General features: G+C 36.5%; 30 protein-coding genes. 12 read left to right on the forward strand and 18 right to left on the reverse strand.

Annotation, left to right across the window (positions count from 1 at the left end; genetic code table 11):
• Positions 1–1,206, reverse strand: coding sequence for a metallophosphoesterase family protein (locus N0B16_RS00095; protein ID WP_262988690.1), 1,206 nt, complete (start codon positions 1,204–1,206; stop codon positions 1–3).
• The gene (locus tag N0B16_RS00100; RefSeq protein WP_262988691.1) at positions 1,203–1,373 is read right to left on the reverse strand and encodes a hypothetical protein; all 171 of its coding nucleotides are present in this window, start codon (positions 1,371–1,373) and stop codon (positions 1,203–1,205) included. The genes N0B16_RS00095 and N0B16_RS00100 overlap by 4 nt, the downstream gene beginning before the upstream one ends.
• 378 nt (positions 1,374–1,751) lie before the next feature.
• Here N0B16_RS00100 and N0B16_RS00105 point away from each other — a divergent pair, with 378 nt between their 5' ends.
• The 3 genes from N0B16_RS00105 (at position 1,752) to N0B16_RS00115 (ending at position 3,219) form a co-directional block, all read left to right on the forward strand.
• Positions 1,752–2,003 (forward strand): VF530 family protein, encoded by a 252-nt coding sequence (locus N0B16_RS00105; protein WP_262988692.1) that lies wholly within the window; start codon positions 1,752–1,754, stop codon positions 2,001–2,003.
• A gap of 38 nt (positions 2,004–2,041) precedes the next feature.
• Entirely contained in the window at positions 2,042–2,503 is a 462-nt protein-coding gene (locus tag N0B16_RS00110) for a hypothetical protein (protein WP_262988693.1), read from the forward strand.
• Between the two features lie 215 nt (positions 2,504–2,718).
• Positions 2,719–3,219: an FKBP-type peptidyl-prolyl cis-trans isomerase gene (locus N0B16_RS00115; RefSeq protein ID WP_262988694.1), complete on the forward strand. Its 501-nt coding sequence runs from the start codon at positions 2,719–2,721 to the stop codon at positions 3,217–3,219.
• A gap of 56 nt (positions 3,220–3,275) precedes the next feature.
• Here N0B16_RS00115 and N0B16_RS00120 read toward each other — a convergent pair whose 3' ends face one another.
• Together N0B16_RS00120 and N0B16_RS00125 are read right to left on the reverse strand one after the other, a co-directional pair.
• Positions 3,276–3,653 carry a YchJ family protein gene (locus tag N0B16_RS00120; RefSeq protein ID WP_262988695.1) on the reverse strand — a complete coding sequence of 126 codons (378 nt, stop codon included), beginning with the start codon at positions 3,651–3,653 and terminating at the stop codon, positions 3,276–3,278.
• A 227-nt stretch (positions 3,654–3,880) separates the two neighbouring features.
• The gene (locus N0B16_RS00125; protein ID WP_262988696.1) at positions 3,881–6,022 is read right to left on the reverse strand and encodes a M3 family metallopeptidase; all 2,142 of its coding nucleotides are present in this window, start codon (positions 6,020–6,022) and stop codon (positions 3,881–3,883) included.
• Positions 6,023–6,214: 192 nt separating this feature from the next.
• On the opposite strand from N0B16_RS00125, the gene N0B16_RS00130 reads away from it, so the two are divergent.
• Positions 6,215–7,015: a GIN domain-containing protein gene (locus N0B16_RS00130; RefSeq protein WP_262988697.1), complete on the forward strand. Its 801-nt coding sequence runs from the start codon at positions 6,215–6,217 to the stop codon at positions 7,013–7,015.
• Positions 7,016–7,019: 4 nt separating this feature from the next.
• Here the strand turns inward: N0B16_RS00130 and N0B16_RS00135 are convergent, their stop codons facing one another.
• The 5 genes from N0B16_RS00135 to N0B16_RS00155 form a co-directional block, all read right to left on the reverse strand.
• The gene (locus N0B16_RS00135; protein WP_262988698.1) at positions 7,020–8,915 is read right to left on the reverse strand and encodes a monovalent cation:proton antiporter-2 (CPA2) family protein; all 1,896 of its coding nucleotides are present in this window, start codon (positions 8,913–8,915) and stop codon (positions 7,020–7,022) included.
• A 1-nt stretch (position 8,916) separates the two neighbouring features.
• Positions 8,917–9,438, reverse strand: coding sequence for an NAD(P)H-dependent oxidoreductase (locus N0B16_RS00140; RefSeq protein WP_262988699.1), 522 nt, complete (start codon positions 9,436–9,438; stop codon positions 8,917–8,919).
• A gap of 116 nt (positions 9,439–9,554) precedes the next feature.
• Positions 9,555–10,358 (reverse strand): TPM domain-containing protein, encoded by an 804-nt coding sequence (locus tag N0B16_RS00145; RefSeq protein WP_262988700.1) that lies wholly within the window; start codon positions 10,356–10,358, stop codon positions 9,555–9,557.
• Positions 10,339–10,767 carry a TPM domain-containing protein gene (locus N0B16_RS00150; RefSeq protein WP_303647410.1) on the reverse strand — a complete coding sequence of 143 codons (429 nt, stop codon included), beginning with the start codon at positions 10,765–10,767 and terminating at the stop codon, positions 10,339–10,341. The genes N0B16_RS00145 and N0B16_RS00150 overlap by 20 nt, the downstream gene beginning before the upstream one ends.
• Positions 10,767–11,375: a LemA family protein gene (locus N0B16_RS00155; protein ID WP_262988701.1), complete on the reverse strand. Its 609-nt coding sequence runs from the start codon at positions 11,373–11,375 to the stop codon at positions 10,767–10,769. The genes N0B16_RS00150 and N0B16_RS00155 overlap by 1 nt, the downstream gene beginning before the upstream one ends.
• Before the next feature lie 143 nt (positions 11,376–11,518).
• On the opposite strand from N0B16_RS00155, the gene N0B16_RS00160 reads away from it, so the two are divergent.
• Both N0B16_RS00160 and N0B16_RS00165 read left to right on the forward strand, forming a co-directional pair.
• Entirely contained in the window at positions 11,519–12,019 is a 501-nt protein-coding gene (locus N0B16_RS00160; protein ID WP_262988702.1) for a dihydrofolate reductase, read from the forward strand.
• Between the two features lie 67 nt (positions 12,020–12,086).
• Complete coding sequence (locus N0B16_RS00165) at positions 12,087–12,653, forward strand: DUF2892 domain-containing protein (protein WP_262988703.1); 567 nt, start codon at positions 12,087–12,089, stop codon at positions 12,651–12,653.
• A 50-nt stretch (positions 12,654–12,703) separates the two neighbouring features.
• On the opposite strand, the gene N0B16_RS00170 is transcribed toward N0B16_RS00165, so the two are convergent.
• From N0B16_RS00170 to N0B16_RS00190, 5 genes are all read right to left on the reverse strand, one after another.
• A complete protein-coding gene (locus N0B16_RS00170) occupies positions 12,704–13,546 on the reverse strand; it encodes a T9SS type A sorting domain-containing protein (protein ID WP_262988704.1) in 843 nt (280 codons plus the stop codon).
• Between the two features lie 68 nt (positions 13,547–13,614).
• Complete coding sequence (locus tag N0B16_RS00175; protein ID WP_262988705.1) at positions 13,615–14,247, reverse strand: trimeric intracellular cation channel family protein; 633 nt, start codon at positions 14,245–14,247, stop codon at positions 13,615–13,617.
• A gap of 41 nt (positions 14,248–14,288) precedes the next feature.
• Positions 14,289–14,648, reverse strand: coding sequence for a four helix bundle protein (locus N0B16_RS00180; protein WP_262988706.1), 360 nt, complete (start codon positions 14,646–14,648; stop codon positions 14,289–14,291).
• 32 nt (positions 14,649–14,680) lie between these two features.
• Positions 14,681–15,148, reverse strand: coding sequence for a pantetheine-phosphate adenylyltransferase (gene coaD / locus N0B16_RS00185; RefSeq protein ID WP_262988707.1), 468 nt, complete (start codon positions 15,146–15,148; stop codon positions 14,681–14,683).
• Between the two features lie 93 nt (positions 15,149–15,241).
• Complete coding sequence (locus N0B16_RS00190) at positions 15,242–16,234, reverse strand: D-alanine--D-alanine ligase (RefSeq protein WP_262988708.1); 993 nt, start codon at positions 16,232–16,234, stop codon at positions 15,242–15,244.
• Positions 16,235–16,388: 154 nt separating this feature from the next.
• Between N0B16_RS00190 and N0B16_RS00195 the strand changes: the two genes are divergently transcribed.
• From N0B16_RS00195 to murI, 6 genes are all read left to right on the forward strand, one after another.
• Positions 16,389–17,456 carry a PASTA domain-containing protein gene (locus N0B16_RS00195; protein WP_262988709.1) on the forward strand — a complete coding sequence of 356 codons (1,068 nt, stop codon included), beginning with the start codon at positions 16,389–16,391 and terminating at the stop codon, positions 17,454–17,456.
• A gap of 74 nt (positions 17,457–17,530) precedes the next feature.
• Entirely contained in the window at positions 17,531–18,595 is a 1,065-nt protein-coding gene (locus N0B16_RS00200) for an RluA family pseudouridine synthase (protein ID WP_262988710.1), read from the forward strand.
• 51 nt (positions 18,596–18,646) lie between these two features.
• Positions 18,647–19,597 (forward strand): PorP/SprF family type IX secretion system membrane protein, encoded by a 951-nt coding sequence (locus N0B16_RS00205; protein WP_262988711.1) that lies wholly within the window; start codon positions 18,647–18,649, stop codon positions 19,595–19,597.
• A gap of 51 nt (positions 19,598–19,648) precedes the next feature.
• The gene (gene hemW, locus N0B16_RS00210; RefSeq protein WP_262989944.1) at positions 19,649–20,773 is read left to right on the forward strand and encodes a radical SAM family heme chaperone HemW; all 1,125 of its coding nucleotides are present in this window, start codon (positions 19,649–19,651) and stop codon (positions 20,771–20,773) included.
• Between the two features lie 39 nt (positions 20,774–20,812).
• Entirely contained in the window at positions 20,813–22,408 is a 1,596-nt protein-coding gene (locus N0B16_RS00215; protein WP_262988712.1) for a DUF4139 domain-containing protein, read from the forward strand.
• A gap of 41 nt (positions 22,409–22,449) precedes the next feature.
• Positions 22,450–23,280 carry a glutamate racemase gene (murI, locus tag N0B16_RS00220; RefSeq protein WP_262988713.1) on the forward strand — a complete coding sequence of 277 codons (831 nt, stop codon included), beginning with the start codon at positions 22,450–22,452 and terminating at the stop codon, positions 23,278–23,280.
• A gap of 35 nt (positions 23,281–23,315) precedes the next feature.
• Here the strand turns inward: murI and N0B16_RS00225 are convergent, their stop codons facing one another.
• The 4 genes from N0B16_RS00225 to N0B16_RS00240 all read right to left on the reverse strand — a co-directional run bounded on the left by N0B16_RS00225 (position 23,316) and on the right by N0B16_RS00240 (position 25,796).
• Positions 23,316–23,897: an RsmD family RNA methyltransferase gene (locus tag N0B16_RS00225; RefSeq protein ID WP_262988714.1), complete on the reverse strand. Its 582-nt coding sequence runs from the start codon at positions 23,895–23,897 to the stop codon at positions 23,316–23,318.
• Positions 23,898–23,962: 65 nt separating this feature from the next.
• Entirely contained in the window at positions 23,963–24,679 is a 717-nt protein-coding gene (locus N0B16_RS00230) for a DUF3822 family protein (RefSeq protein WP_262988715.1), read from the reverse strand.
• A gap of 18 nt (positions 24,680–24,697) precedes the next feature.
• A complete protein-coding gene (locus tag N0B16_RS00235; protein ID WP_262988716.1) occupies positions 24,698–25,192 on the reverse strand; it encodes a Smr/MutS family protein in 495 nt (164 codons plus the stop codon).
• Positions 25,193–25,298: 106 nt separating this feature from the next.
• Positions 25,299–25,796 (reverse strand): metallophosphoesterase family protein, encoded by a 498-nt coding sequence (locus N0B16_RS00240; RefSeq protein WP_262988717.1) that lies wholly within the window; start codon positions 25,794–25,796, stop codon positions 25,299–25,301.
• Positions 25,797–25,864 lie beyond the last annotated feature (68 nt).

The following is a 25,864-nucleotide window of genomic DNA, read 5'->3' on the forward strand; positions in this document are numbered from 1 at the left end:
TTACGGATTTAAAATTTCTTTAAATAAATGAATAAGTTCATCATTAGCTTCCTGGCCGCCGTTCTTAGATTTAAAAAAATCTTTAAAAAGTACCTGAATATCCTGATTCAGATTAATATCCTGCAATTGATTTTCATTGAATTCCTGATTTTTCACTTTGGGGATAAGATGTACAATCCCGCTGTGAGACTGATAAATCTGTTTTCTTTCATCGGCTTTCAGAAAAGTTTCGCTTTCTATAGTAAGCTCAACGAATGTGTTTGGATATTCACGAAGCCACTGTACTGAAGTTTCCACAGAATCAAAAGATTTTCTTGTAAGACATCTTCCGTTTTGTATAGCGATCTTTTCAAAGGTTACGGGTTGATTTGGCTCAGCTTCAATGATAGATACGTACTTGGTTTGTCCTGCCTCGCTAAAGCTGTAGCATAAAGGTGATGACGCATAAACAACAGGTTTTTCAGTGGTCCCTATATTTTGGAAACCATGGAGATGCCCTAAAGCAGTGTACTGAATCTGCGGAGGAATGCTGTCCGAATAAATCAGGTCTGCATTGCCTATTTTAATAGGTTTTTCACCTTCCGGCTCTTCAAGAAGCGGAGCACCTCTTTTATTCATGTATAAATGTGCGACCAAAATATTAACACCATTCTGATCACCAAATTCATTAGCGGTTTTACTCCAGCTTTCCGCTAAAACCTGATTGAGTTTTTCCTCTTTATTTTCGCCAAAATATTCTTTCAGGCGCACCTCATTCGCAAAAGGGGTATGCAAAATCCTGATCGGGAATTTGTGGTTTTTTAATTCCAGCTCAATAAAACCTTCGGCAGAATTTGAAATTTTAAAATATTCGAGTTCAAAAGGAGCAATTTTCGTTTTGGGATGCCCGATCAGGATGATTCCGCACTCGCGGGCTAAAGGATCCGGCGCGTTAATAAGATTCGGTGAATCATGATTTCCTGATATGGCAATTACGGGACGCTTTCCATTTAACGACAGGCGCTTTAAGGTTTTATAGAAAAGTTCTACTGCTTCAACACCAGGGTTGAAATTATCAAATAAATCTCCGGCGATTAAAACTACATCAACATCCTGCGTATCAGCAATTTCTACAATTTCATTCATGACCAAAACCTGCTCTTCAAGCCGCGAAAAACGGTCGAGGCGTTTACCGAGATGCCAATCGGCGGTGTGGAGGATTTTCATAATGCTTGAGATTGGTCTTCTGGTTCTGAAGCTAATTTGGATTTTGTATTTTCACGCATTTCCTTTAATCGGTTTTTTCTTTTCAGTTCAGCTTCCTGAATTTTACGTTTTTTATTATCTATTTTCTTTTTATTTGCTTTTCTGTTGGCTTCTGTATTTCTACTCATCTCAACTTTATTATGTAGATTTTACTTTATAATTGGTATTGCTAAATTAATCTATTCTGTAGATAAAATTTGTATCAGATGCTATTTTCAATTTTTAATTCTGACGTTTTTTTATTGAAAAATAATTTTTATTTAACAGGTCAGTTTGGAAGTGAGAAATTTTTCAACGTTTGTTTGTAACCAAATGCAGTTGCAGTTGGTTTGTTTCAATTTGTTGAGAACCAAATGCAGAATACTTTTGTTTAAAACACTATTGTTTGTAATTAAATGCGGTTGCGGTTGGTTTGTTTCAATGCTGTTTGTAACCAAATGCGGTTTACGTTAAGCTAAAACAGTCTTATTTGTAAAGAAATACAATTTTATTTCTATTTTTACAGCATGGAGCAACAATCAAAAGATCCTCTACACGGAAAGCGTCTCGATGCGATTCTTGAAGAACTGGTAGAATATTATCAGGGATTTGAAAAACTGGGCGAACAAATCAATATCAAATGCTTTACAGACAATCCGAGTATAAACTCTTCGCTGAAATTTTTGCGTAAAACAGAGTGGGCGAGAGCAAAAGTAGAAAGTCTGTATCTCTATGTTTTAAGGCAGAAAAAGAAAAATGAAGCAAAAAATGAGAAATAGTATGCAGAAGCTGCTTTCCGAAACTAAATAAAAGCTAAATGGATAAAGAAAAATTAAAGTCATTTTTAGAGTTGGAAATAATTTGGAAAGATGATGATATGTTTGAATTAAAAGTTACAGTATCTAACGGGCGTTATTATGGTATTACAGAAGTTTACGATACGACAGAATCATTATTAAATTTTGCACAGACTTTAATTAATTTTCCAAATCACCACCAAACTACATTTTATGAAACTGGATATAAAGATGGCTATGCTTATTTTTCTATGCGATTTTATTGTATAGACAAAATAGGACACATAGGACTTGAAATAAATTTAGAAGATAAGGTTGCTACAGAATTTAGAGAAGAACAAAAAAACAAATTGAAACTTGAGATTATTGTAGAACCGAGTGCAATTGACAATTTTCAAAGGGCTTTAGATAAACTTGCAATTAACCAAAAAGGATTTGCAATTCTTTATGGAAGAGACAACAGGTTGATAAGTAATTTTTAAATATAGTAGAAAAGAATAAAGGGCAATTAGGCGTGATGGAGTATGGCAAATTGTACACTTAGCAATCGTGTATTTATTTAAAATTTATACTTAAATTAAACTAAAATAAAACATTCAAACGATGAATCTTTGCAGGTATTTCAGCATTCAATGATTTCAAAAGCAGTATATTTGCGCCGTTAATCGTGAAAAATCTCACGAAAAAAAGTAAAATTATGACAATTGATCACAATCACGTAGTAGCGGTGAGCTACATACTTCACACTATTGAAGGGGATGGAAGTAAAGTTCTTGTTGAAGAAACGACTGCAGAAAATCCACTTACATTTTTATATGGAGTTGGAATGATGATTCCAAAATTTGAACAGAATATCTTCGGTTTAAAAGCGGGTGATAAAGCTGCTTTTGTCATTCAGCCGGAAGAAGCATACGGTGAAAAGCAGGAAGATGCTATTGCACAATTGCCTATCGAGATGTTTGGCGACGCCGGAATTCCGCCTGTAGGAGCTATTTTACCCTTATCTGATGATCAGGGAAATAATTTTCAGGCATTTGTGGTAGAAGTTACCCCGGAAGTGGTCATTGCAGACCTTAACCATCCAATGGCGGGTAAAGTTTTGGATTTCCAGGTCGAAATTTTAAATACGCGTCCTGCGACAGAAGAAGAGTTGGCTCATGGCCATGCTCACGGTGTTGACGGAGACGAAGCTCACTAATAACATCTAAATATAATATAAATGTCCGATTTTATCGGACATTTTTTTTGATTAAATTATTCTAAAAATTTTCCCGAAACGTAATACCAGCGTTCATCAACTTTCTTAAAAGTTGAAAACTCATGATGAATCTGCGGTTTTCCGTCTTCATCATTATAATAAGCCTTAAATTCTACCTGATTCAAAGCAGGAGTTTTTATAATTTCCAGTTTTGTCCATTGATTGATTTCGCCCCATTCCTGAAGATCTTCTTTATTATGGAATTTTCTTTTTTCGGGAAGAGTGGTTTCCATTAAATATTCTCCATTCGGAATTGCAAACGCAGAAAACCTCGAGCGCATCAAAGCTTCTGCAGTTGGAGCATACTTTTCTCCCGCGTGATACGGTTTGCAGCATTCTTCGTAGGATTTTCCGGAGCAGCAGGGGCAATTCATTTCTATTTTTAAATTTAAAATACAAATGTACACGAATATTCTTTCAAAAAATAACACTCATTTCATATCAATAGGAACGGGCTTTAGCCCGTTTGAATAATATGATAATTCCAAATTGGCTTTAGCCGAAATGTAAACACATTAACATTCATATGCAGTTTGCAACAGCATTTGTTTAATTCGGTTTAAACAAAAAAAAGCATCCAAATTAATGAATGCTTGTACATTTATTTAATAAAACCTCTGTTTCTCAATAAAGGTTTAATATCCGGATCGTGTCCTGTAAAATCTCTAAATGCTTGGTTCAAATCAACAGAGTTTCCAACGGAAAGAATGTATTTTCTGAAACGGTCGCCATTTTCTCTGGTCAAGCCGCCATTCTTTGAAATCCATTCCCAAGCGTCGTTGTCCAAAGTTTCAGACCATAAATACGCATAATATCCCGCTGAATAACCTCCTCCCCAAATATGAGCAAAATAAGGGGTGTGATATCTTGGCGGAACTGTGGCCAATGTAAATCCGTGGTTGGTCAGCGATTGCTTTTCAAAATCTAAAACCGGAATAAGCTGACTTTCGTTGGTTACAGAATGCCAATCCATATCCAGAGCTGCTGCAGAAACCAATTCGGTCGTCATATAACCCTGATTGAAAGTGGCTGCTTTTTTAATCTTATCAACCAAAGCTTGCGGAATAGGCTGTTTTGTTTCGTAATGAAGCGCATAATTTTTAAGAACAACGGGATCTAAAGCCCAGTGTTCATTAATCTGAGAAGGGAATTCTACAAAATCTCTCGGCACATTGGTTCCTGAAAGAGAAGGATATTTCTGGCTTGCAAACATCCCGTGAATAGAGTGGCCAAATTCGTGGAAGATTGTTGAAACATCATCATAGCTGATTAATGAAGGTTTTCCAGGAGCGGGTTTTTGGTAATTATAGCAATTTACAATCACAGGTTTTGTTCCTAAAAGGTAAGACTGCTCCACAAAATTACTCATCCAGGCTCCGCCGTTTTTAGAATCTCTTGTATAAAAATCTAAATAATAAATCGCGATGGATTTTCCGTCCCGATCGAAAACTTCATATGTAACGACATCCGGATGATATACCGGAAGATCTGTTCTTTTTTTAAAAGTAAGCCCGTAGAATTTTTCAGCAGCGAAGAAAACTCCTTTTTCCAAAACCGTTGTGATTTCAAAATAAGGTTTGATCTGGTTTTCATCAAGGTCAAATTTTGCTTTTCTTACCTGTTCGGCGTAGAAATTCCAGTCCCATGGTTCTACTTTGAAGCCTCCTTTTTGCTGATCAATCAGGTCCTGAATGTCTTTTGCTTCACGTTTTGAGGTTTCTACGGCAGGAGTTGCAATCTGATTCATCAGGTGAACCGCTGCTTCAGGAGTTTTTGCCATCTGATCCTGCAGTTTCCATTCTGCAAAACTTTTCTTTCCTAAAATCTGAGCTTTTCTCAGTCTTAATTTTGCCAGTTTCTCTATGGTTTCCCTTGTATCGTTTGCATCTCCTTTTTCAGCTCTCGACCATGACGCTTTAAACAGCTTTTCTCTGGTAGCTCTGTTTTTTAAATTCTGTAAAAGAGGTTGTTGCGTTGTGTTCTGTAAAGCTAGAAGATATTTTCCGGGTTGTCCTGCTGTTTTGGCATCAGCCGCGGCCGCTTCGATCTCATCCGGCGAAAGTCCATCCAGCTCTTTAGCATCAGAAAAGAAAACACCACCCTGTTTTCTGGCTTCCAGTAATTTATTTGAATATTGGGTAGAAAGGGAAGCCAATTCCTGATTTACCTGCTTTAATTTCTCTTTATCTGAAACGGATAGATTGGCGCCCGCAATTTCGAAATTCTGTTTGTAAAACTGTAATAATCTTTTGCTTTCAGTATCCAATCCGTTTTCTGTGATCGCTTTTATTCTGTTATAAAGATTTTCATTTAAATACATTTTATCAGAATGAGCGGCAAAAACAGGTGCATATTCTTCATCCAAAGCCTGTAATGTAGGGTTTGTATTTGCGCCGGTTAAATTTGAAAATATGGTTAACGCTCTTTTTAGAATTTCACCGCTTTTTTCCAATGCAACAATGGTGTTTTCAAAAGTAGGAGTTTGGGTATTGTTTGCGATTTGTAAAATTTCAGCATCGTGCTGTTTTAATCCAAAGTCGAAAGCCGGTTTAAAATGTTCATTTTTGATTTTGTCAAATTCAGGGGCTTCGTACTGAAGCTTGCTTTTTTTCATCAAAGGATTTGAGGATAAAGAAGAATCTGGCACAGGAATCTCCTGTTTGATATCATTTGTTTTCATGGTGGTACAAGAGTAATTAAATGCTAAAGCAGAAATTAGCAATACGGATGAAATATTTTTCATATAGTTATTATTAAAATATAAAGATATTAAAAAGTAATTGAAAATCATGGTGCCTTCTCAAGTGCATATAAAAACGAAATGAGTTTCAATACAGGTCAACTTAGTTCGATTGGATGCATTATCCGAAATGATGTAATATTTTTTATACATTCGTTGTTATAAATTAATAAACGAATATTTAAAACAATACCCATGAAATCTACTGCAATTTTACTTTTATCAGGATTGATGGTTTTTTCTGCCTGTAATGAAAAAAACGAAAAAACAAAATGGCTTTCTGATGTCACCAATCAGGATCACGGCCCTTTAAAACAAAAGGAAGTCGGCGGAGACTTTGACGAAATCGAAGTTTCCCAGTCTATAGAAGCAGAAATCATTAAATCTGAAACGGAAAAAGTGGTGATCTATGCTCCAGCCAATATTATTGACGAAGTTTTGGTAGACCGTTCCGGAGAAAAAATACATATTCATTACAAGACAGGCATCAGAGTCATGAATACCAATAAGGTTTCGGCAAAAATTTATACGAAAGATTTTGTAAAGCTAATCGCGAATTCTTCTGCAAGTATTACAGTAAAAGACCAGTTTACGCAAGAAAAAACGGATATTGAAGCGTCAAGCGCGGCAAGTATTGTAGGAAATCTTGAGGCAAATGATTTTGAAATTTCTGTAGACAGCAGCAGTAGTTTTGAGGGTAAAATCTGGGCTGTAGACCTTAATGTGGATGCTTCATCTGCGGCAAGTATCAGTATTTCGGGAAAATCTGAAAATGCAGACATCAGTTCTTCATCAGGAAGCAGTATCAACGCAAAAAGTATGATGGTTAAAAATCTGAAAGCAGATGCATCGAGCGGAGCAAGCCTGGAAGTAAGTGCAACCTCAACGGTAGACGCGGAAGCTTCATCGGGAGGAAGCGTGAATGTGTATAAAAAAGGAAATGTTACAGCGGTTAAAAAAGAAGAAAACAGTGGCGGAAGTGTAACAATCAATTAATAATTTAACCGGAAGTTTCCTCATCATCATCTTCGGTGGCTGTTGAGGAACCTTCCCAGTTTTTGCTGTTGTTGTCAAAATTAAGGTTGTCATAAGCCAATAATTCCTCCTCACGCTGGAGGATCTCTCTTGTGGTAAAAAGACGGATCTCATCATCCTCATCATTGGCTTTAGCCAACTTCCTGATAGATGCTTTATCAATGGCCATAAACCTTTTTCCGAGGCGTGTTGCCGCATATTTTCTCATGCCTGTTTCGTGAAGCACATCAACGGCCATATCTACAGCAGCTCCTAATGTTTCACGGTAGATATGATCAATTCCGTTATTCAGATAAGAATACGCATCAATCCTGTTTTTGGCTCTTACAAAGATTCTTACTTCGGGGTAATGCTCCCGAACGACATCTGCGACAAATTTATTATCATCAGGATCATCAAGACAGAGCACCAGGATTTTTGCCTCCTCAATTCCTGCAGCTCTCAAAACGGGCAGTCTTGTCGCATCTCCGTAGTATACTTTAAAGCCGTAGCTTCTCAGGAGTTTGATCCTGTCCGGATCTCTGTCCAGAACCGTTGCTGCAATTTTGTTAGCTTTAAGCAATCGTCCGACGGTACTCCCGAAATGTCCGAATCCTACGATAATGATTTTTTTCTGGCTGATATTGCCGTCAAGAATATTGAAGGCCTGATCCGAATCCGGAATTTCTGTAATCATTTTAGGCATGATCCAATGATCATTAATAATCAAAAGAAAAGGGGTTATGCACATGGTAATTGCCGTCACCGCCATCATCTGTGCATTCAGTTCGGCATTTAAAAGATAAAGATCAGATGCATAATTTATTAAAACAAACGCAAATTCTCCAACCTGAGAGAGTGCAAAGGCATAAAATAAACTTTGCGGAGTATCAATTTTAAAGAATTTTCCTATGGAAAATAATACGGCAAATTTCACCGCTAAAACAGCAAAAACAGTACTGAAAATAAATACGGGATCTCTCTGAATGATATTAAAATTGATCGTAGAACCTACACTTACGAAAAATACAGCCAGTAAAAGACCTTTAAAAGGATTGATCTGTGCTTCCAGTTCATGCCTGAACTCACTGTTTGCCAGCATCACACCCGCTAAAAAAGCCCCTAAAGCAGGAGATAAACCAATGGAAACCATTAACTCTGAAACTCCGATTACCAGAAAAAGGGAAGAAGCGGTTAATAATTCGGTCATTCCGGATTTTGAAACGTACCGTAGAAAAGGCACAAAAACGTACCTTCCCAGTAATATTAAACTCACAACACCCATAATTACAGTGACTGCCTGAAGCCATTCCGGAAGCGTCTGAATTAAGATCTGAACTTCATTATCATTATTTCTGGATTTATAGTTAGCAATAAGCGGTAAAATTGCCAAAATAGGAATCACAGCAATATCCTGGAACAAAAGCGTAGAAAATGAGGCTTCACCGGCAACAGATTTCAGACTGTTTTTTTCCTGTAAAGTCTGCAATACGATGGCAGTAGACGATAATGCAAAACAAATCGCGATGGATATGGCTTTATCGGTTTTCCATCCAAATGTAATAAAAATCAAAAAGAGCAGGGTAATCGTGAGCAGCATCTGCGTCAATCCAAGACCGAGAATTTTCTTCCGCATTTCCCAGAATTTTCTAGGTTCCAATTCCAGCCCTACGAGAAATAAAAGCATGATTACCCCAAATTCACTGGCGTGCATGATATCATCTACATCATTTCCGGTCAGTTTTAAAACATAAGGCCCGATAATAATCCCGCCGAGAATATAACCGATCACCGAACTTAAGCCCAGTTTTCTTGCCAGCGGAACCATAATAATGGCAACACCCAGAAAAAGCAAGGTATTCATAGCTAAAGTAGATTCCATATTATTGATTGAGCAGTTCTACAAACTTCTGTTTACGCAAAATGATTTCTTTTTTTGAAAGCTTATTGGCTTCGTATACAACAAACAGGTCTTTAATATTCGCTTTAAAAACATTGAGAGAAACAGTCAGACCGCTGATCAGCTCATCAATGGTGTATTTATAAGTGCCGGTTTTGGAGAATGATCTTTCTTTGCCGCCTGTTGTTACAACAATATATACTTCTTTACCTTCCAGAGGATTGTTTTCACCTTCGTTGAGCCAGCTTCTGTCAAAAACCTCATCGATCCATAATTTGAGTAATGGCGGAATGCCAAACCAAATAATAGGAAACTGAAAGATAAAACGGTCGTAATTTTTCAGGCGTTTTCTTTCGCGGAAAGCGGCAATATGAAAATCCGGGTAATCTTCATACAGGTCTCTTAAAGTATAATGCTGATGACGAACGTAGAAATTCATAAGTTCTACATTCGAGGTTGAATGCTCGAGATATGGATGTGCAAAAACGACCAGTGTCTTCTTCATAAAACCTGTTTTTAGTAAATTTACTAAATTTTAACTGAAAAATCATGAGTGCAAGTAGATTTAAAGCTTAATTAAATCAATATTGATAATAATAGAGATAATCAATTTCGGCTTTATTACCAACCACCGGAAGCACCGCCGCCGCCAAAACTTCCTCCACCGCCAAAGCCGCCAAAACCTCCGCCGCCTCCGGAACTTCCTCCGCCAAAGCCGCCACCTCCGAAGCTCCCCGGAAAAGGGAAAAATCCACCGGGATAATTTCTGCGCCCTCTTCTTGTCAAGATGACATCATCGTCGTCATTATTTCCGCCACCGCCTTTATTTCCAAACAAAACGGCAAGAATAATAAAAATAACAAAAGCGATAATAAGTAATCGGGTTACTCCTGAATTGCCGGATTTTTCCTGTTTTGCCAAAGGCTTGAATTTTCCCTGCACGGCTTCCATAATTGCGGAAGTTCCGCCATTGATGCCTTCAAACCATTTTCCCTGTTTAAAATTGGGGGTAACAATATAATCTATTATTTGTCCGGCAACAGATGCGGTGATATATTGTTCAACCGCTCTTCCTTGTTGGATAGACATTTTTCTGTCATCTTTTGCAATTAAGAAAACCACTCCGTTATCGACGTCTTTTTGTCCGATTCCCCATTTTTCACCAAACATGGTGGCAAGATAATTTACATCTTCCCCTTTTGTGGTCGGGATGATGATGACTTCAATCTCCGTTGAGTTTGAATCTGAAAATTTAATCAGCTTCTGATTCAGGGCGTCTTTTTCCTGTTGGGTAAGCAGATTGGCCTCATCGTAAACAGGATATAAAACGGCAGGCTTTTCAGGAATGCTGTATTGTGCTGATACGAAACCGTAAAAGCAGAAGAGCAGAAAGGAAAACAATATTTTAAGAGAAGGTAATCTCATTGGGAAGCTCGTTGTGGTTTTTTCCTGTTATGGGAAAATGTTTTTTCAGTTCAAGGCCAGTTTCCAGTATGGCGCTTTTTAAGGCTTTATAATAATTTCCTTTTGCAAATTCTGAAGTGATATAGTCGTGAAGATGATCCCAATACGCTTGCTGTACCTTTTCGTGAATTCCTTTATCTCCTATAATCGTAAGGTATTTTTGCTCAAAATTTACATGAAAGAGCACGGCATTTCTTTCTGCCGTTTGATCCATGGAGAGCTTTTTGAAAACTTTAAAAGCGGTTTCTGCATTATGGTCTTCTGTGGAAGAATCGATGTGCACCCGGATTTCTCCTGTAGAATGATCTTCCGCAGACTGAATAGCTTCCACAAGGGAAGCTATCTGTTCATTTGTAAGAAAAGCGCTCATTATTCTGTGAAAACTTCCGGCGCTTTTTCTGCTCCCGCAGCAGCCTTGAAGTATGGTTTTTCTTTAAAGTTGGTAAAGTTGGCCAAGATATTATTCGGGAACGTTTTTATGGATGTATTGTAATCCTGAGCAGCATTGTTGTAATATACCGTTTCGGCTCTGATGCTGTTTTCGATCGCCGTATATTCTCTTTGGAAGTTAATATACTGCTGATCTGCTTTTAAATTGGGATAAGATTCTACCACGGCCATCAATCGGCTTAAAGCTCCGGATAATTCTCCCTGTGCAGCCTGAAATTTAGCTAGATCCTGCTCGGTCATATTGGTAGGATCAATATTGATTGAAGTTGCTTTAGAACGGGCCTCAACAACTTTTGTTAAAGTTTCCTGCTCAAATTTTGAATAGGATTTTACCGTTCTTTCCAGATTGGGAATCAGGTTGGCTCTTTTCTGATATACCGTTTCTACGTTAGACCATTTTGTATTGACCGTTTGTTCTTTGGTTACGAAGTTATTGTATCCGCTTTTCCCCCAGAAGAATAATACTGCTACAATAATAAGAAGCGCAATACCAATCGTTCCGGCGCTCAAACAACCTTTGTTTTTCATATGTGAATTTTTATTTATTTTAATAGTTATTTAGAATCGCTTTTGAATTATTCTTATTTTGAATCATTGCGAATCTAAGGTTTTAATTTTTGTGCTACTCAAATATACAAATTATGTGCTAATTTTGCAGAAAATTATAATCAATGACGACAATAGTGGTTGCAATGGGGGAGAATAATGAGATTGGTTCTGAAAACCAATTGCTTTGGCATCTTCCGAAGGATTTAAAACATTTTAAAGAACTTACTTCGGGACATCCTATTATTATGGGAAGAAAAACATACGAAAGTATTGGTAAGGCACTTCCTAACCGTACAAATATTGTGGTTTCGAGAAAGAAAAACTGGTTTCAGGAAGGTATTCTGATTGTAGGCAGTATTAAAGAAGCCGTGAAATTTGCCAAAAAAATAGATGAAGATATTTTCATCATCGGTGGCGGAAATATTTATGAACAGACGATGGAAATTGCTGACAAACTTGAAGTTACTTTAGTAAAAGCCAATTTGGAAGCGGATACTTTTTTTCCTAAAATACATGAAAACTTCTGGAAAAAAACCAGTGAGGTTTTTCATGAAAAAGATGATAACAATCCGTATGATTTTTATTTTCAGACTTTTGAGAAGATTAAGGACAATTCGCTGTAAGAATTATTGGCAGTAACTTCCGGCTTCTTGCCTAAATTATTTATCTTTGCACTTCTAAATTTTAATCATGAATAAATATATAAAAATTGCAGTCGCGGCGCTTCTGATCATTGCGGGCCTTTATCTGATGATTTTCACAAGAAACCTGGGTTGGGGAATTGTTGTTTTTCTTTTGGCAGCGCTTCCAATCTTCCTTTTCTTTAAAAATGAAAATATTCTTTTGGCATTTTGGCAGCTGAGAAAGCAGGATATGGTTAAAGCTTCTAAGTTTTTGAATAACATAACTGATTTTCAATCTCAGCTTCATAAAAACCAGTATGGATATTATCACTACCTTCAGGGGTTGACTTTAGCTCAGGAACATCCTACAAAAGTAGAACCGCTGATGAAGAAAGCCTTGGAATACGGTCTGAATATGAAGCATGACCGAGCAATAGCTACACTCAATCTCGCAGCCGGAGCTATTTCTAAAGGAAGAAGGCAGGAAGGGCAAAGACTTCTAGAAGAAGCAAAAAGGCTGGATACTGCAGGAATGATGACTGATCAGATCAAAATGATGAAAGATCAGCTGAAAATGCCGACAATGCAGAAACATATGCATAATCCCAATATGAGACAGAGAGGAAAATTTTAAAATAAAAAAGGCAGAAATTATTTCTGCCTTTTTTATTTAGTAAAGTATTATTATTCTTTTATAATTTTTGCTGTTTTCGTGGAACCGTCTTTATGCGTGATTTTTAAAATATAATTTCCGGACTTAAAACTTGAGGTGTCAAGTTTCGCTTCCTTATCATTTGTTTTCTTTTCTGCAATTCGCTGTCCCATCATATTGTAAATCTCCAATAAAACAAAAGCCTGATTTCCGGAAACCGTTAATAAGTTTTTCACAGGATTAGGATAATACTTTAATGAATGGTTTCCTTCAATTTCTACCGTGCTCAGGTTCTGAAAATACAGCTTGATATTGGTTCTGTTGCTTGTCGTAGTCATCGTTCTCGTATCATTCCATGCATTTGAAATGCTGTAGTAATAAGAAGATTTATTGGCAACAGTGGAGTACGCGTAATTAGGAGGCGATAAAGTATAATTTCCAGAGGCATGTACTACTAAAACCATCAGGTTTTTTGAAGAATCAGTATACTGAAAAGGGGTTGTTAAAGCGATATTCTGCCATCCCAGAACATTATTGGCAACACTTCCGGAATATACCAATGTATAACCTGTTACAGATGTAGTCGTCGTAATGTCTGTCTGAGTGGTCATTTTCATGTAAATGGACACGTTACCGGTAGGTGTAGCATAGGCGCTGCTTACAATGTTCCAGCCTACAGAATTTATAGTACCGGTGGTTCCTATTTCTGAGCTGTCATAAATTGTTTCGCTCGCTCCGTTTTCAAACAATCTTGTGATCGGAGAATAGTACCATGAAGATGTTCCTGTTCCGATGACCACCTCCTGTTGTGCAGTGATTTTTGTAAATCCTAAAAGGGTAATCATAAATCCGTAAAAAATAGTAGATATTTTCATAAGCTTTTAAATTAATTAAGCCTAAATATACGAATTTTTAGTTAAAAAATAATAAATTCTGAAATATTTCACATTTCAGAATTGCTTTCGTATCCATAAAATTTTGGCATTTGCCAATGGTATTTGACAGCTAATGTTCTGATGGCTACAATCAGCAAAATCGTAAAAACCTGTATAAGCGTGTACGATAAATGGGTGTAATGAGTAAGTAAGAGAAAAATAGCACCACCGACGATACAGGCGCTTGCGTAAATCTCTTTCCGGAAAATTAATGGGATCCTGTTTAATAAAATATCTCTGATAATCCCTCCAAAACAGCCGGTAATCGTTCCAAGGCCAATACAGATCAAAGGATGGATTCCTGCATTTAAACCTTTCTGAATGCCGATTATGGTAAATAATCCCAATCCGAAGCTGTCAAAAATAAATAAAGTGACTTTAAAATTTTTCTCCACCGATTTAAAAACCATTGAAAAAGCGCTTGTTGCCAAAATCAATCCGCACATCAGCAAATCATGCATCCAGAATACGGGGATATCAAGCAGCAGATCTCTCACGGTTCCGCCACCCACTGAAGTCACAAATGCAATAATAAGCACGCCGAAAGGATCAAGCCGTTTCTGCATTGCAGCAAAACTTCCCGACATCGAGAATGAGATCGTTCCAAGGATTTCTATTGCAAAATTGAGCTGTTCGTGCATTGGATATGGGTAATGTGTAATTGGTGATAAGTAATTTGGAGCTATTTTAAATTTTGAGATAATTTAAATTTGTAGGTGGTCATTACTTTTACCAATTCGTCGCATTCAAGTTTTAAAGGAGATAATTCATCCAAATTTACATATTGAAGTTCTTCAATAACTTCAAGCCAAAGCTGAGTTTCATCAATTTCTTCAACTACAATACAGATTTTTGCAAATCTTTCTTTATCAGATCTTGCTCGTGCGACGGCTCTATAATTTGCTGCTACAGAAGTAGATGATCTGATGATTTGTTTTCTTATAATTGAAAGAGCATCTGAATAAGATAATGGTGATAATAATTTAATGATAGAAATCGAAAAAGATTTTGTTCTGTCTCTGAAAATCTGATTAAAATCCATAACATTAAAGATTACTAATTACCTATTACCCATTACTTATGCTCAACTCTTACCGCTTCCGGAACCAACAATTCATATTCGCCGCCGTGATTGATGATTTCACGCACAATACTGCTGCTGATGAATGATTTTCCTGATGAGGTCAAAAGAAAAACCGTTTCCAGTTTTTTGTGGGCCAAAGTATGATTGGTATGGGCAATTGCTTTTTCAAATTCGAAATCGGCAGGATTCCGCAGCCCGCGAAGGATAAACTGCGCGTTTTTCTCAAAACAGAAATCTACCGTTAAGCCTTCAAAATAATCGACTTCCACATTGGGGAAATCCGCAACGGAATTCTGAATAAATTCCATTCTTTTTTCCAGCGGAAACATATATTTTTTCTGTGAATTCTGGCCAATTGCAATAATCAGTTTATCGAAAAGTGCCGCAGCTCTTTCAATAATATCGTAATGTCCTAATGTAATAGGATCAAAAGATCCCGGGAAAACGGCAATTCTCATGTTTACTATAGTTATGGCTTATAAATGATAAATTAAATAACGAATGGTCAATTTTAACTTTTCAATATTCGGCTTTATCTTAATTTCTAACTCCTAATTTCTAATTTTATTAAGTGCTTTTTCAACTTCGTTTCCGCAAAGGTCTTTAATAGAAATCCCATAATGCTTTGCCTGTTGCGGTAAAATACTTGCCGGAGAAAATCCGGGATTGGTGTTCATTTCCAGCATATATGGTATTCCATCCACCAGAATAAATTCACTTCTTGAAAAACCGCTCATTCCTAAAGAATCATAGGCTCTTTTGGCAATTTCTTCCACTCTTTTGGTGGTTTCTTTATCAATTCTTGCAGGGGTGATCTCTTCTGAAGCGCCTTCATATTTGGCTTCGTAATCAAAAAATTCATTTTGGGGAACAATTTCTGTAATGCCTAAGACAATAGTTTCGCCTTTAAAATCAATCACACCTACGGAAACTTCCATCCCGTTGAGGAAGCTTTCGATTAAAATTTCATCATCTTCCTTAAAGGCAATTTCAGTAGCGGCAATCAGTTCAGATTTTTCCTTTACCTTAGAAATACCAAGGGAAGAGCCGGATTGATTTGGCTTTACAAAAACGGGAAGCTCAAGCTGATTAATGATTTTATCAGCATCAATAGGTTCTCCTTTTCTTAAATAGACACTTTTTGCGGAAGGGATTCCGTATTTGGATAGAACGGCGAGGGTGTCTTTTTTATTAAAGGTAAGTGCACTCTGGTAAAAATCACACCCGGTATAGACTTGCCCGATTGCATCCCAATAGGCCTGAAGAAGGCCATTTTCACCGGGAGTTCCGTGGATGATATTAAAACATACGTCAAAATTCAGTTTTTCGTTAGTATTTAATACGACTGAAAAATCACTTTTATTCACAGGAATTTTTTCATCATTTTCCGTTAAAAAATACCATTCGTCTTTCAGGATGATTACTTTATAAACATTGTAAAGATCCCGGTCTAAAGAATCATAGATTAACTGCCCGCTTTTTAATGAAACCACATATTCGTCAGAATAGCCTCCCATAACCACGGCAACGTGTTTTTTGCTCATATCCAATTATATCAATTAAGGCAAATTTAATGAAATTATATCACGCAGGTACGGAATTTTACAAATTTTGAATTCAAAAGCGAATTCTGCCAAATAAAAAGTATGTTCTAAAATTATTGGCTATATTTGCCGTTATAATTAAAGTATTTTCAGTATGCTTAAATCACTTTTCAATTGGAAAGTTTTAGTCAATTTGTTAGTTGCCATCGGTCTTTTCGTGGGTTTAGTATATCTCACGTTTCGCTGGTTGGAATATCATACAAATCACGGGCAGGAAATCCCCGTTCCCAATGTAATCAACAAATCTGTACATGATGCAGTGCGGATATTAGAAGATACAGGTCTTGATTATGAAGTTGACAGCGCTACTTTTAACCCTAAATACAGACCGCTTCAGGTTCTTAAAGTGTATCCTTCACCAGGTTCGCGTGTAAAAGACGGGCGAGCCATACGTTTAATGGTAAATCCTAAAAGCTGGGCTCCTGTTGCCGTGCCGGATGTAATCAATAAATACTCCGGGCTGGCTTTTCAGAGACTGGAACAGGTGGGCCTTAAAGTTAATGATACTATTTTTGAACCAAGTATTCAGAAAGATGCGGTTCTTAGAATTTTATTTAAAGGAAATACCATAAAACCGGGTTCTTTATTGCCAAGATTTTCAACTATTGATGTAGTGATCGGATCAGGGCCTATGAGAAACATAACAATTCCGAATGTAGTGGGATTAACGGTAAAAGATGCAAAAGCAGTTATTGCCAGAAATCTTTTTGAAGCGGGATTGGTAGAACATGAAGATGGAGGAAGTGACGATTCTGATATTGTCTATTATCAAGACCCTGCAGCAGGAGATGCGCGCGATCAGGGAATGCAGATTGATCTCTGGGCAAGTAAGAAGACACCCGCCGAATTGCGAAATAAGATAGAACAGCTAAATTCTATTTACCGTATGAAGGTTGATACTACTTTGCCGCCAATCCGATACGAAGAAGTTCCTAATTTTCAGGAAAATACTCCTGAGGAAACACCGCCGGTAACAACACCGCCCGCAAAAAAAGAAGCTCCGAAGACAGAAGTTCAAAAACCCGCAGCAAATACAGGTGTAAAAACAGGTACAGCAGGTAAAACAGAAGTTAAGCCTAAAACATCAGCAACAGGAACTGCAGATCGTCCTAAAACTACTGCACCTGCAGAAAAACCGAAAGCCAAAAGGGTTATTATTTAATTAATTTACCGCTTTATAATAAAAATTCAGGCTTCAACGTACCATGTTGGAGCCTTTTATGTAAAAATGAAAGAATGACAGAAGATAAAGATGATTTTTTAGACGAAGAATTCCCGGATCCCATCAATATTGATATTGATGAGGAAAATAAAGGATTGTATGAGCATGTCAATATCACCGTTGATCCAAAACAGGAACCTTTGAGGATCGATAAATTTTTGCTGATATTCCGTCAGAACTCATCCAGAAATAAAATTTCACAGACATGCAGAGCAGGAAATGTAGTAGTTAACGGAAATCCTGTTAAGCAAAACTACCGCGTAAAACCGGGAGACCAGATTTCAGTCTTGCTTGCGCATCCACCGAGAGAAAATGTCATCGTTCCGCAGGATATCCCGGTAAATATTGTCTATGAAGACGATGATCTCGTGGTTGTAGATAAAGATCCGGGAATGGTGGTGCATCCTGGTTTTGGAAATTGGGACGGAACTTTGGTTAATGCACTGGCTTTTCATTTTAATAAAAATGGAGTAAAGACTGATCTTGACAGGGTAGGATTGGTTCACAGAATCGATAAAGACACTTCGGGACTTCTCGTCATCGCTAAAAACGAATATGCCCTGAGTTTTCTTGCCAAACAGTTTTTTGAAAGAAAAACCAAGCGAATGTACTGGGCTTTTGTATGGGGAAACGTAAAAGAAGATACTGGAACCATTACCGGACATATCGGACGTCATCCTAAAAACAGGATGCAGATGTTTACCTATGAAGACGGAAGCCAGGGTAAACACGCAGTAACCCACTATAAGGTGCTCGAAAGATTCAAATACATGACTTGGGTGGAATGTAAGCTGGAAACCGGCAGAACGCACCAGATCAGGGCGCATTTCAAACACATCGGCCATACTTTGTTTAATGATGAAAGATATGAAGGGAATATTGCCTTAAGAGGCGTTAACTTACCTAAGTATAAGCATTTTATAAAAAATGTTTTTGAGGTTTTACCAAGACATGCACTTCATGCCCATACTTTAGGTTTTATACATCCTACTACAAAAAAGGAATTGTATTTTGAAAGCCCAATGCCTCAAGATATGGCGGATGCTGTAAAAAAATGGAGAAATTATTTAGAAAACTAAAAATATATTAAGAATTTTTTTATATTTGTTGAATTGAAATCAAGATTTGTTATGAGAAAACTATATGCTATCGTATGTTTAGCTCTTTTGTCTAATGCATACAAAGCACAAGAATCATTACCATACTATCAGCAATATCTTTTGGATGGTGAATTCCTGTTTAACCCTGCGCAATATGGTAAAACGGACTATGTTCAGCTCAATCTAAACTACCAGCAACAATTTTCAAAATTCAGCGAATCCCCAAACGTACAGTCTGTAGGGATCAACGCGAATATTTTTGATAGAGTGGGAGCGGGTATTTCGGTATTCAGAGACAGCAACGGCCCTATTTCTGCAGGTGGTATTACAGCGGGAGCTTCTTACTTTATTCCTCTAAGCAGTGATGGAGAAAGAAAGGACCAGTTTTCTTTTGGTACCAGTGTTAATTTTTATAATATGAATTTTGACTATTCTAAAATTAATACGGAAGATGGCTACGATCCTTTATTGCAAGGAAATGAGAGTAATATTTTTATTGCATACGCCAACTTCGGTTTAGCGGCAACGTATAACAATATATTTGGAGGAGTTTCTGTAAATGATATCGCTTTAAGTAACGACGAAGCTATTGTTAACAATTATGAGCCGTCTCCGATTAAATTCTTTTTAAATTTAGGATACAACTGGAATCTTGCAGATAATATCGCAATAACCCCTTCTGTATTGGTAAACTTAAATACCAACTCTACCAGAATGATGGATTTGAACTTAATGGCTACATTCTCAAACGATATCAACGCATTCTCTTTCGGAGTGAGCTACAGAACAGTTCAGAACAGATTTGACAATCAGCAATTGAGCGTTTCTCCTGTCGTAAAAGTAAGGTTCAACAAATTCATGATCGGCGCTACTTATAATCTGGGAATGTCTGATATTCAGGAATATGGTGGTAACAGCTTTATGTTGGGAGTAGGGTATAATTTTGATAACTTTATTAATCATAGAGGATTTAGATACTAATATGATTTAATTTAAATAAATTTGAGCTCTGAATTTTTCAGGGCTTTTTTTATGATTTATATTCACATCCCATTCTGTAAACAGAAATGCAGCTACTGCAATTTTCATTTTTCCACCTCTTTACAGCATAAAGATCAAATGGTGGCCGCAATGAAAAAAGAAATATTCCTCAGAAAAGATGAATTGCAGAATAAAAACCTGCAGTCTCTTTATTTTGGTGGTGGTACCCCTTCCATTCTTTCCGGTGATGAGATCAAATCTATCATTGATGAGGTTTTAAAATATTTCAGCTTCAGCAATGATATTGAAATCACTTTAGAAGCCAATCCTGATGATCTGGATAAAATTTTTTTGAAAGCATTATCAGATTCTCCTGTAAACCGCCTTTCGATCGGTACACAAAGTTTTTTTGATGAAGATTTACGATTAATGAACCGTGCTCATAATGCTTCGGAAGCAGAAGCATCCATCAAAAGAGCCCAGGATTTCGGTTTTGAAAATTTAAGTATCGATCTCATGTATGGTTCGCCCACTTCCAATCTGGAAATTTGGAAAGAAAACCTTCATAAAACCATTGCTCTGGATATTCCTCATATCTCTTCTTATGCACTTACAGTAGAACCTAAAACGATGTTGAGTGACTGGATTTTAAAAGGGAAAATTGCCGGTCCTAAAGAAGAAGATCAGAATAAAGAGTTTTATTATATGATCGACTTTTTAAAAGACCACGGTTTTGAACATTATGAAGTATCCAACTTTGCAAAACCCGGATTTTATTCTAAACACAATTCTGCGTACTGGAAATACCGGGAATATCTGGGAATTGGTCCTTCGGCGCATTCTTATAACGGTTTGGATACCAGAAGCTGGAATATTGCGAATAATCAACAGTACATCAGTAAAATAAATTCTCATATTTTAGCCAAAGAAGAAGAAATTCTGTCAGAAAATGACCAGTTTAATGAAATGATCATGATTGGTTTAAGAACAATTTGGGGTGTAGATATGCAAATCTTGAAAACCAAGTTTCCGGAGCATAGGATCGAAAAATTGTCCAGACAAATACAATCCAAAATAAATGACGGAATTCTGACTATCGAAAACAATCATCTCAAAATCCCTGAAAAGCATTGGTTTATGGCAGACGGAATTGCTTCGGATTTATTTGTTGTTTAAAATTCAAATCATGTATATTTAAAATTAAATTAAGATCAAATGAAAAATAATATATTCCTGTTTTTTCTATTAATGAGCAGCTTGTATTACGCGCAAAAACCCATTTTTTCAAAGGCAAAAGTAAATGCTGTAAATGTCTATAGAACCTCTGCCGAACTGCAGAATTCTGCCGTATTTTCTTTGCCGACGGGAAATTCAGAGATTGTTATTTCCAATATTTCGGATGAAATTTATGAAAAATCTTTGCAGGTAAGCATTAATAATAAAAATGTGAATATTTTATCCGTTCAGTATACCGACAGTTATACTTCCGAATATGATATGGACAACACCAATCCCAGAATCAAAAAGGTTACAGACAGTATCAGTTTAGTAGAAAATCTGATTTACAAATCAAATATAGAATTAGAGGCAAGTAACAAAACACTTGAGCTTTTGGATAAAAACCAAACCGTTTTAGTGGGAAGCAATACTTCAAGTGTTGCACAGCTGATGCAGCTTACCGAATATTATAAGAATAAAAGGATAGAAATAAGCACTGCCGTAGCTCAGATTAATAAAAAAAACCTGGATTTACAAAAAAAGCTCAACCGATTGAGAAGCAGCTTAAAAATAAATTCTGAAATGGAAGAGGCTTCTTCTGACGGTGTTTTGATTTTAAAAGTGATGAGCAGTAGCGCTGTGAGTGTAAAAGCAGAGATCAATTATCTTGCGGAGAATGCTTCCTGGGATCCTTTTTATGAGGTGCGAGGAAATAAAATTTCTGAGCCGCTCGATGTCATGTTTAAAGCAAAAGTGCGACAGGAAACAGGTTTAGACTGGAAAGGGGTAAAGCTGTCGTTAATCAACGGAAATTCAAGTAGAAACAGTACTGCACCTGTGATGCAGCCATGGTTTTTAGAATCTTATAAACCACAGTTGGAAGGAAGAATAAATTCAGGCAGGATTTCAGACACGATAGCAATGGAAAAAAATATTGAAGAAGTTGTAGTTACGGGCGTCGGTTTCAGATCCGTTGAAAATCAGTTCAATATCAGTTTTGATGTTGATATTCCATACGATATCTTATCAAACAATCAGGAAAATTTTATCAATTTGAAACAGACAAAAATTCCTGCAACATATAAGTATTTTGTGGCTCCTAAATATAGTAAAGACGCTTTCTTGGTTGCTAAAATAAAAGATTTTAATAAATATGATCTTATTTCTGCTCCGGCAAACATCGTTTTTGAAAATATGTATATCGGTGAAACAACCATTAAACCTAATCAGACCACAGACGAACTCAGTATCACTTTGGGGGACGATAAGAAAATCAGTGTAAGAAAAGAGGTAATTGATGATAAATCAAGTGTGAAAATGTTTTCATCCTATCAGGAAAAAACTGTTACATACGATATTGTTGTGCGAAATAATAAAAAAGAAAGTATTGACATCGAGATAAAAGATCAGTTTCCTCTCACTAAAGATGAATTGGTTAAAGTAGAATTGTTACAGACAGATAATGCCGAACTGGATAAGGAAAAAGGATTTTTAACCTGGAATGTAAAAATTTCACCTTCGGAAACGAAAAAAATCAGAGTCAGTTATAAAGTAAGGTTCCCGAAAGATTTTTCAATCAGCAATCTGAATTAATTCGTCAACTATTCACTATTTTTGCATAAAATTTTATTTCGTTGAAACATAAAAAACAAAACTATTCGCATCTTTCGCCCAAACAGCCGATCGGCATTTTTGACAGCGGAGTAGGAGGTTTAACGGTGGCTAAAGAAATTAAAAGACTTCTTCCGCACGAAGACCTCATTTATTTCGGAGATACAAAGCACCTTCCTTACGGTGAAAAATCGAAAGAAGCGATTATCGAGTATTCAACAAAAATTACCAATTTTCTGCTGCAGCAAAACTGCAAAGCCATTGTAATTGCCTGTAATACAGCTACCGCAAACGCATTAAATGACGTAATGGATTCTGTGGCGGGTAAAGTTCCTGTCATCGATGTTATCAATCCTGTTGCAGAAAAAGTGGCGTATGAAATTCATAATAATGTGGGGGTCATCGCTACAAAAGCGACGGTAAATTCCGGGCTGTACAAAAAAAGCATCCGTAAGCACAATAAATTTATCAAAGTGGACGAATTGGCTACACCATTACTCGTTCCTGCTATTGAAGAGGGGTTTAAAAACCATCCGATTACCCATTCCATCATTTATAATTATCTGAGCAATGCCAAATTGAAGAATATTGAAACTTTGATTCTCGGATGTACCCATTATCCTTTGCTTATCGATGAGATCAGACAATATTACGGCAACCGCGTTCGGGTCATTGATTCTCCGAATATTGTCGCCAATCATCTGAATATCATTTTAGATAAATATCATTTGCTCAACGAAAGTAATCCTTCACCGGCTTACAAGTTTTATCTTTCAGATATCACCAAAAACTTCGAAAAAATCTCAAAAAAATTCTTCGGGAAAAGTATCGATCTTGAACTGAAGGTATTATAAATCAAAAAGACTCAGCAATGAGTCTTTTGTGTTAATTATTCTGTTGTTAGATCTTCTTCTTCTTCCGCGTTCGGATCAAAAAAACTGAAGCTTACATTTCCGTATTTCCTTGTGTCGATCAAATTCGGGTGATCAAATTTTAACCTGCTTTGATGTTCGATGATTAAAACGCCATTGGGTTTCAGATATCTATTGTTTAAAACCAATGACAGCAATTCGTAATATTTCTTCTCTTCAGTTTCAAAAGGCGCATCAGAAAATACAATTTCATAGCTTTTTTTATTCCTGAATTTTTTCAGCCAATCAAAAACATCTCCTCTCTGCACACTTACATTAAGACTGAAACCCAGTTCTGACGCAGTAGAATTCAAAAATGAAGTATGCTTAGGATTCATTTCCACAGACGCAATATCCTGACAGCCTCTTGAAGCAAACTCAAAAGTGATTGATCCGATTCCAGCAAACAGGTCCAGGACGGAAATCGACTGCATATCATATTTGTTTTCCAGAATGCTGAACAATGCTTCTTTGGCAAAATCTGTTGTAGGTCTTACATCAAAATTCTTTGGTGCTGCTATTTTTTTGGCTTTCCATTTGCCGGCAATGATTCTGTACATAGTATTTGTTTAAGGCATAAAAATTTTAGAAATGTGAGAAAAATAATCTCAAAATAAACCTAAAATTAATTGAGAATAAAATTCCTGTTCGGGATATTATCGAAGACAATTTTTAAATTTTTCACAAACTTTTGCAATTCTGAGATGAATGTTTCATTTTCAGTAGTCTCGCCATAAACAAAAAATTTCGTTTCATTGATTCCGAAGCCGATCTTGCTTAAAGTAAACATCACGAAGTATAAAAAATCCACTTCAGAGGTGACATCCAGATTATTGTATAAAATTACTTTTTGCTGGTTAATCGCGAAAAATTCACACTGGTTCTGATAAAGATTAATATGAATTTCTTTATTGTTTTTATTGCTGAGCGCATTCAGAAACTTTTCTCCGGAGAAATTAAATAGCACCGGAATCGACAGGTCTTTAATTTTCTTGTAAAAATCTTTTGGAAAAGTATAGTAAAACTGTACTTTAAATTTTTTATTCACAGAAAGCATCAGTTCTTCATGTTCTTTATCAACGGGAGCGTTGTAAGCAATCAGCTCATATCCTGCTTCGTGATCAGAAAAACCTTCCGGCATAAGGGTAAAATGATTGAATGCTGAAATTACAGACACTTCATCATACCTTTGCTTGAGCAAAGCTTCTTCCAGCTTTCCGGCAATAAAATTTTCCGGAGATTCCTCATTGACAAGATAGGATTTCTCTTCCAAAACATTTTTGTTTTTGGAGATCTGATACATTAATCCGTCTTTGGTAAAAAGTAAAGTAAGTACGTTCATATCACAATTAATGCAAATTTAGTGAAATTCTACCATTACCGCACCCGATTGGTGATGAAGTATTTCTTTGTTATAAAAATCAAGTCCGGTCTGGCTTTCCAAAACATCCCAAACCATTTTCTGAAGTACGCCGTCACCAATTCCATGTACAATTTCCAGCCTTTTCAGATGGTTTTTCCTGCAAAAACCAATTACCTGCGTCAGTTTTTCTTTCTGCAGAAACAGGCGTTCAAAACTGTCATAATCATTTGGGTTTTTAACCAGATTCTCAAAGTGGAGATCTAAGACCAAAGGGTTTTTATCATGTTTTTTTGAAATAACTCTTTTAGTCTCTTCTTTTTTTACAATCTGAATGTTTTCATAGATTGAAGCGTTTTTTGGCACCAGCTTTTCTCTCGGATATTGATATGTAAAGCCATATTCATCTTTGAAAACCACAATGTTTCCGTTCACCGAAGTGATCACCCCGCTTAAATCTTCATCTACCACTGAAACTGTATCGCCTATTTTCATAATTTTTTCTTTGTCATTGTTGGAAGCGAAGCAATTTCTTAACTCTTACAATCTTAACTTTCCTCGATGCCAAAATAATCTATATTCAATTCTACACGCAAAAAAGTTAAACTTTTGCTCCTAACTCAATAATTTCTAAGTCTTTTATTTCCGTATCATCAATCACAAACCGCATCATTGTCCTCATTTTGTGCCATCCCTGTTTTCCGCAAGCTCCGGGATTAAGGTGGAGCAGATTATTTTTATGGTCAAACATCGCTTTTAAAATATGAGAATGCCCGGAAATAAATAGTTTCGGAGCTTTTTCAGAAATCTCTTTTTGTGCCAAAGGAGTGTATTTCCCGGGATATCCACCAATGTGAATCATTAAGACCTCCACATTTTCACAGAAAAACCGGCTCACTTCCTGGAATTCAGAACGGATTTTTGCGCCATCAATATTCCCGTACACTCCTTTTAATGGTTTTATTTTTTCAAGCTGCTCAATAATCTCAAAGCTTCCAAAATCCCCGCCATGCCATATTTCATCGGCTTGTTTGGCATATTCTACAATTCGGTCATCAATATAAGAATGAGAATCGGAAAGGAGAAGGATTTTAGTCATTATTGCATGAGATTTTCAAAATCCAAATTTACTCAATAATCCTGAATTGATTAACTTTGAAAAAATTT

The sequence above is a fragment of the Chryseobacterium gilvum genome, assembly GCF_025628965.1.
GTDB lineage: Bacteria > Bacteroidota > Bacteroidia > Flavobacteriales > Weeksellaceae > Chryseobacterium > Chryseobacterium gilvum.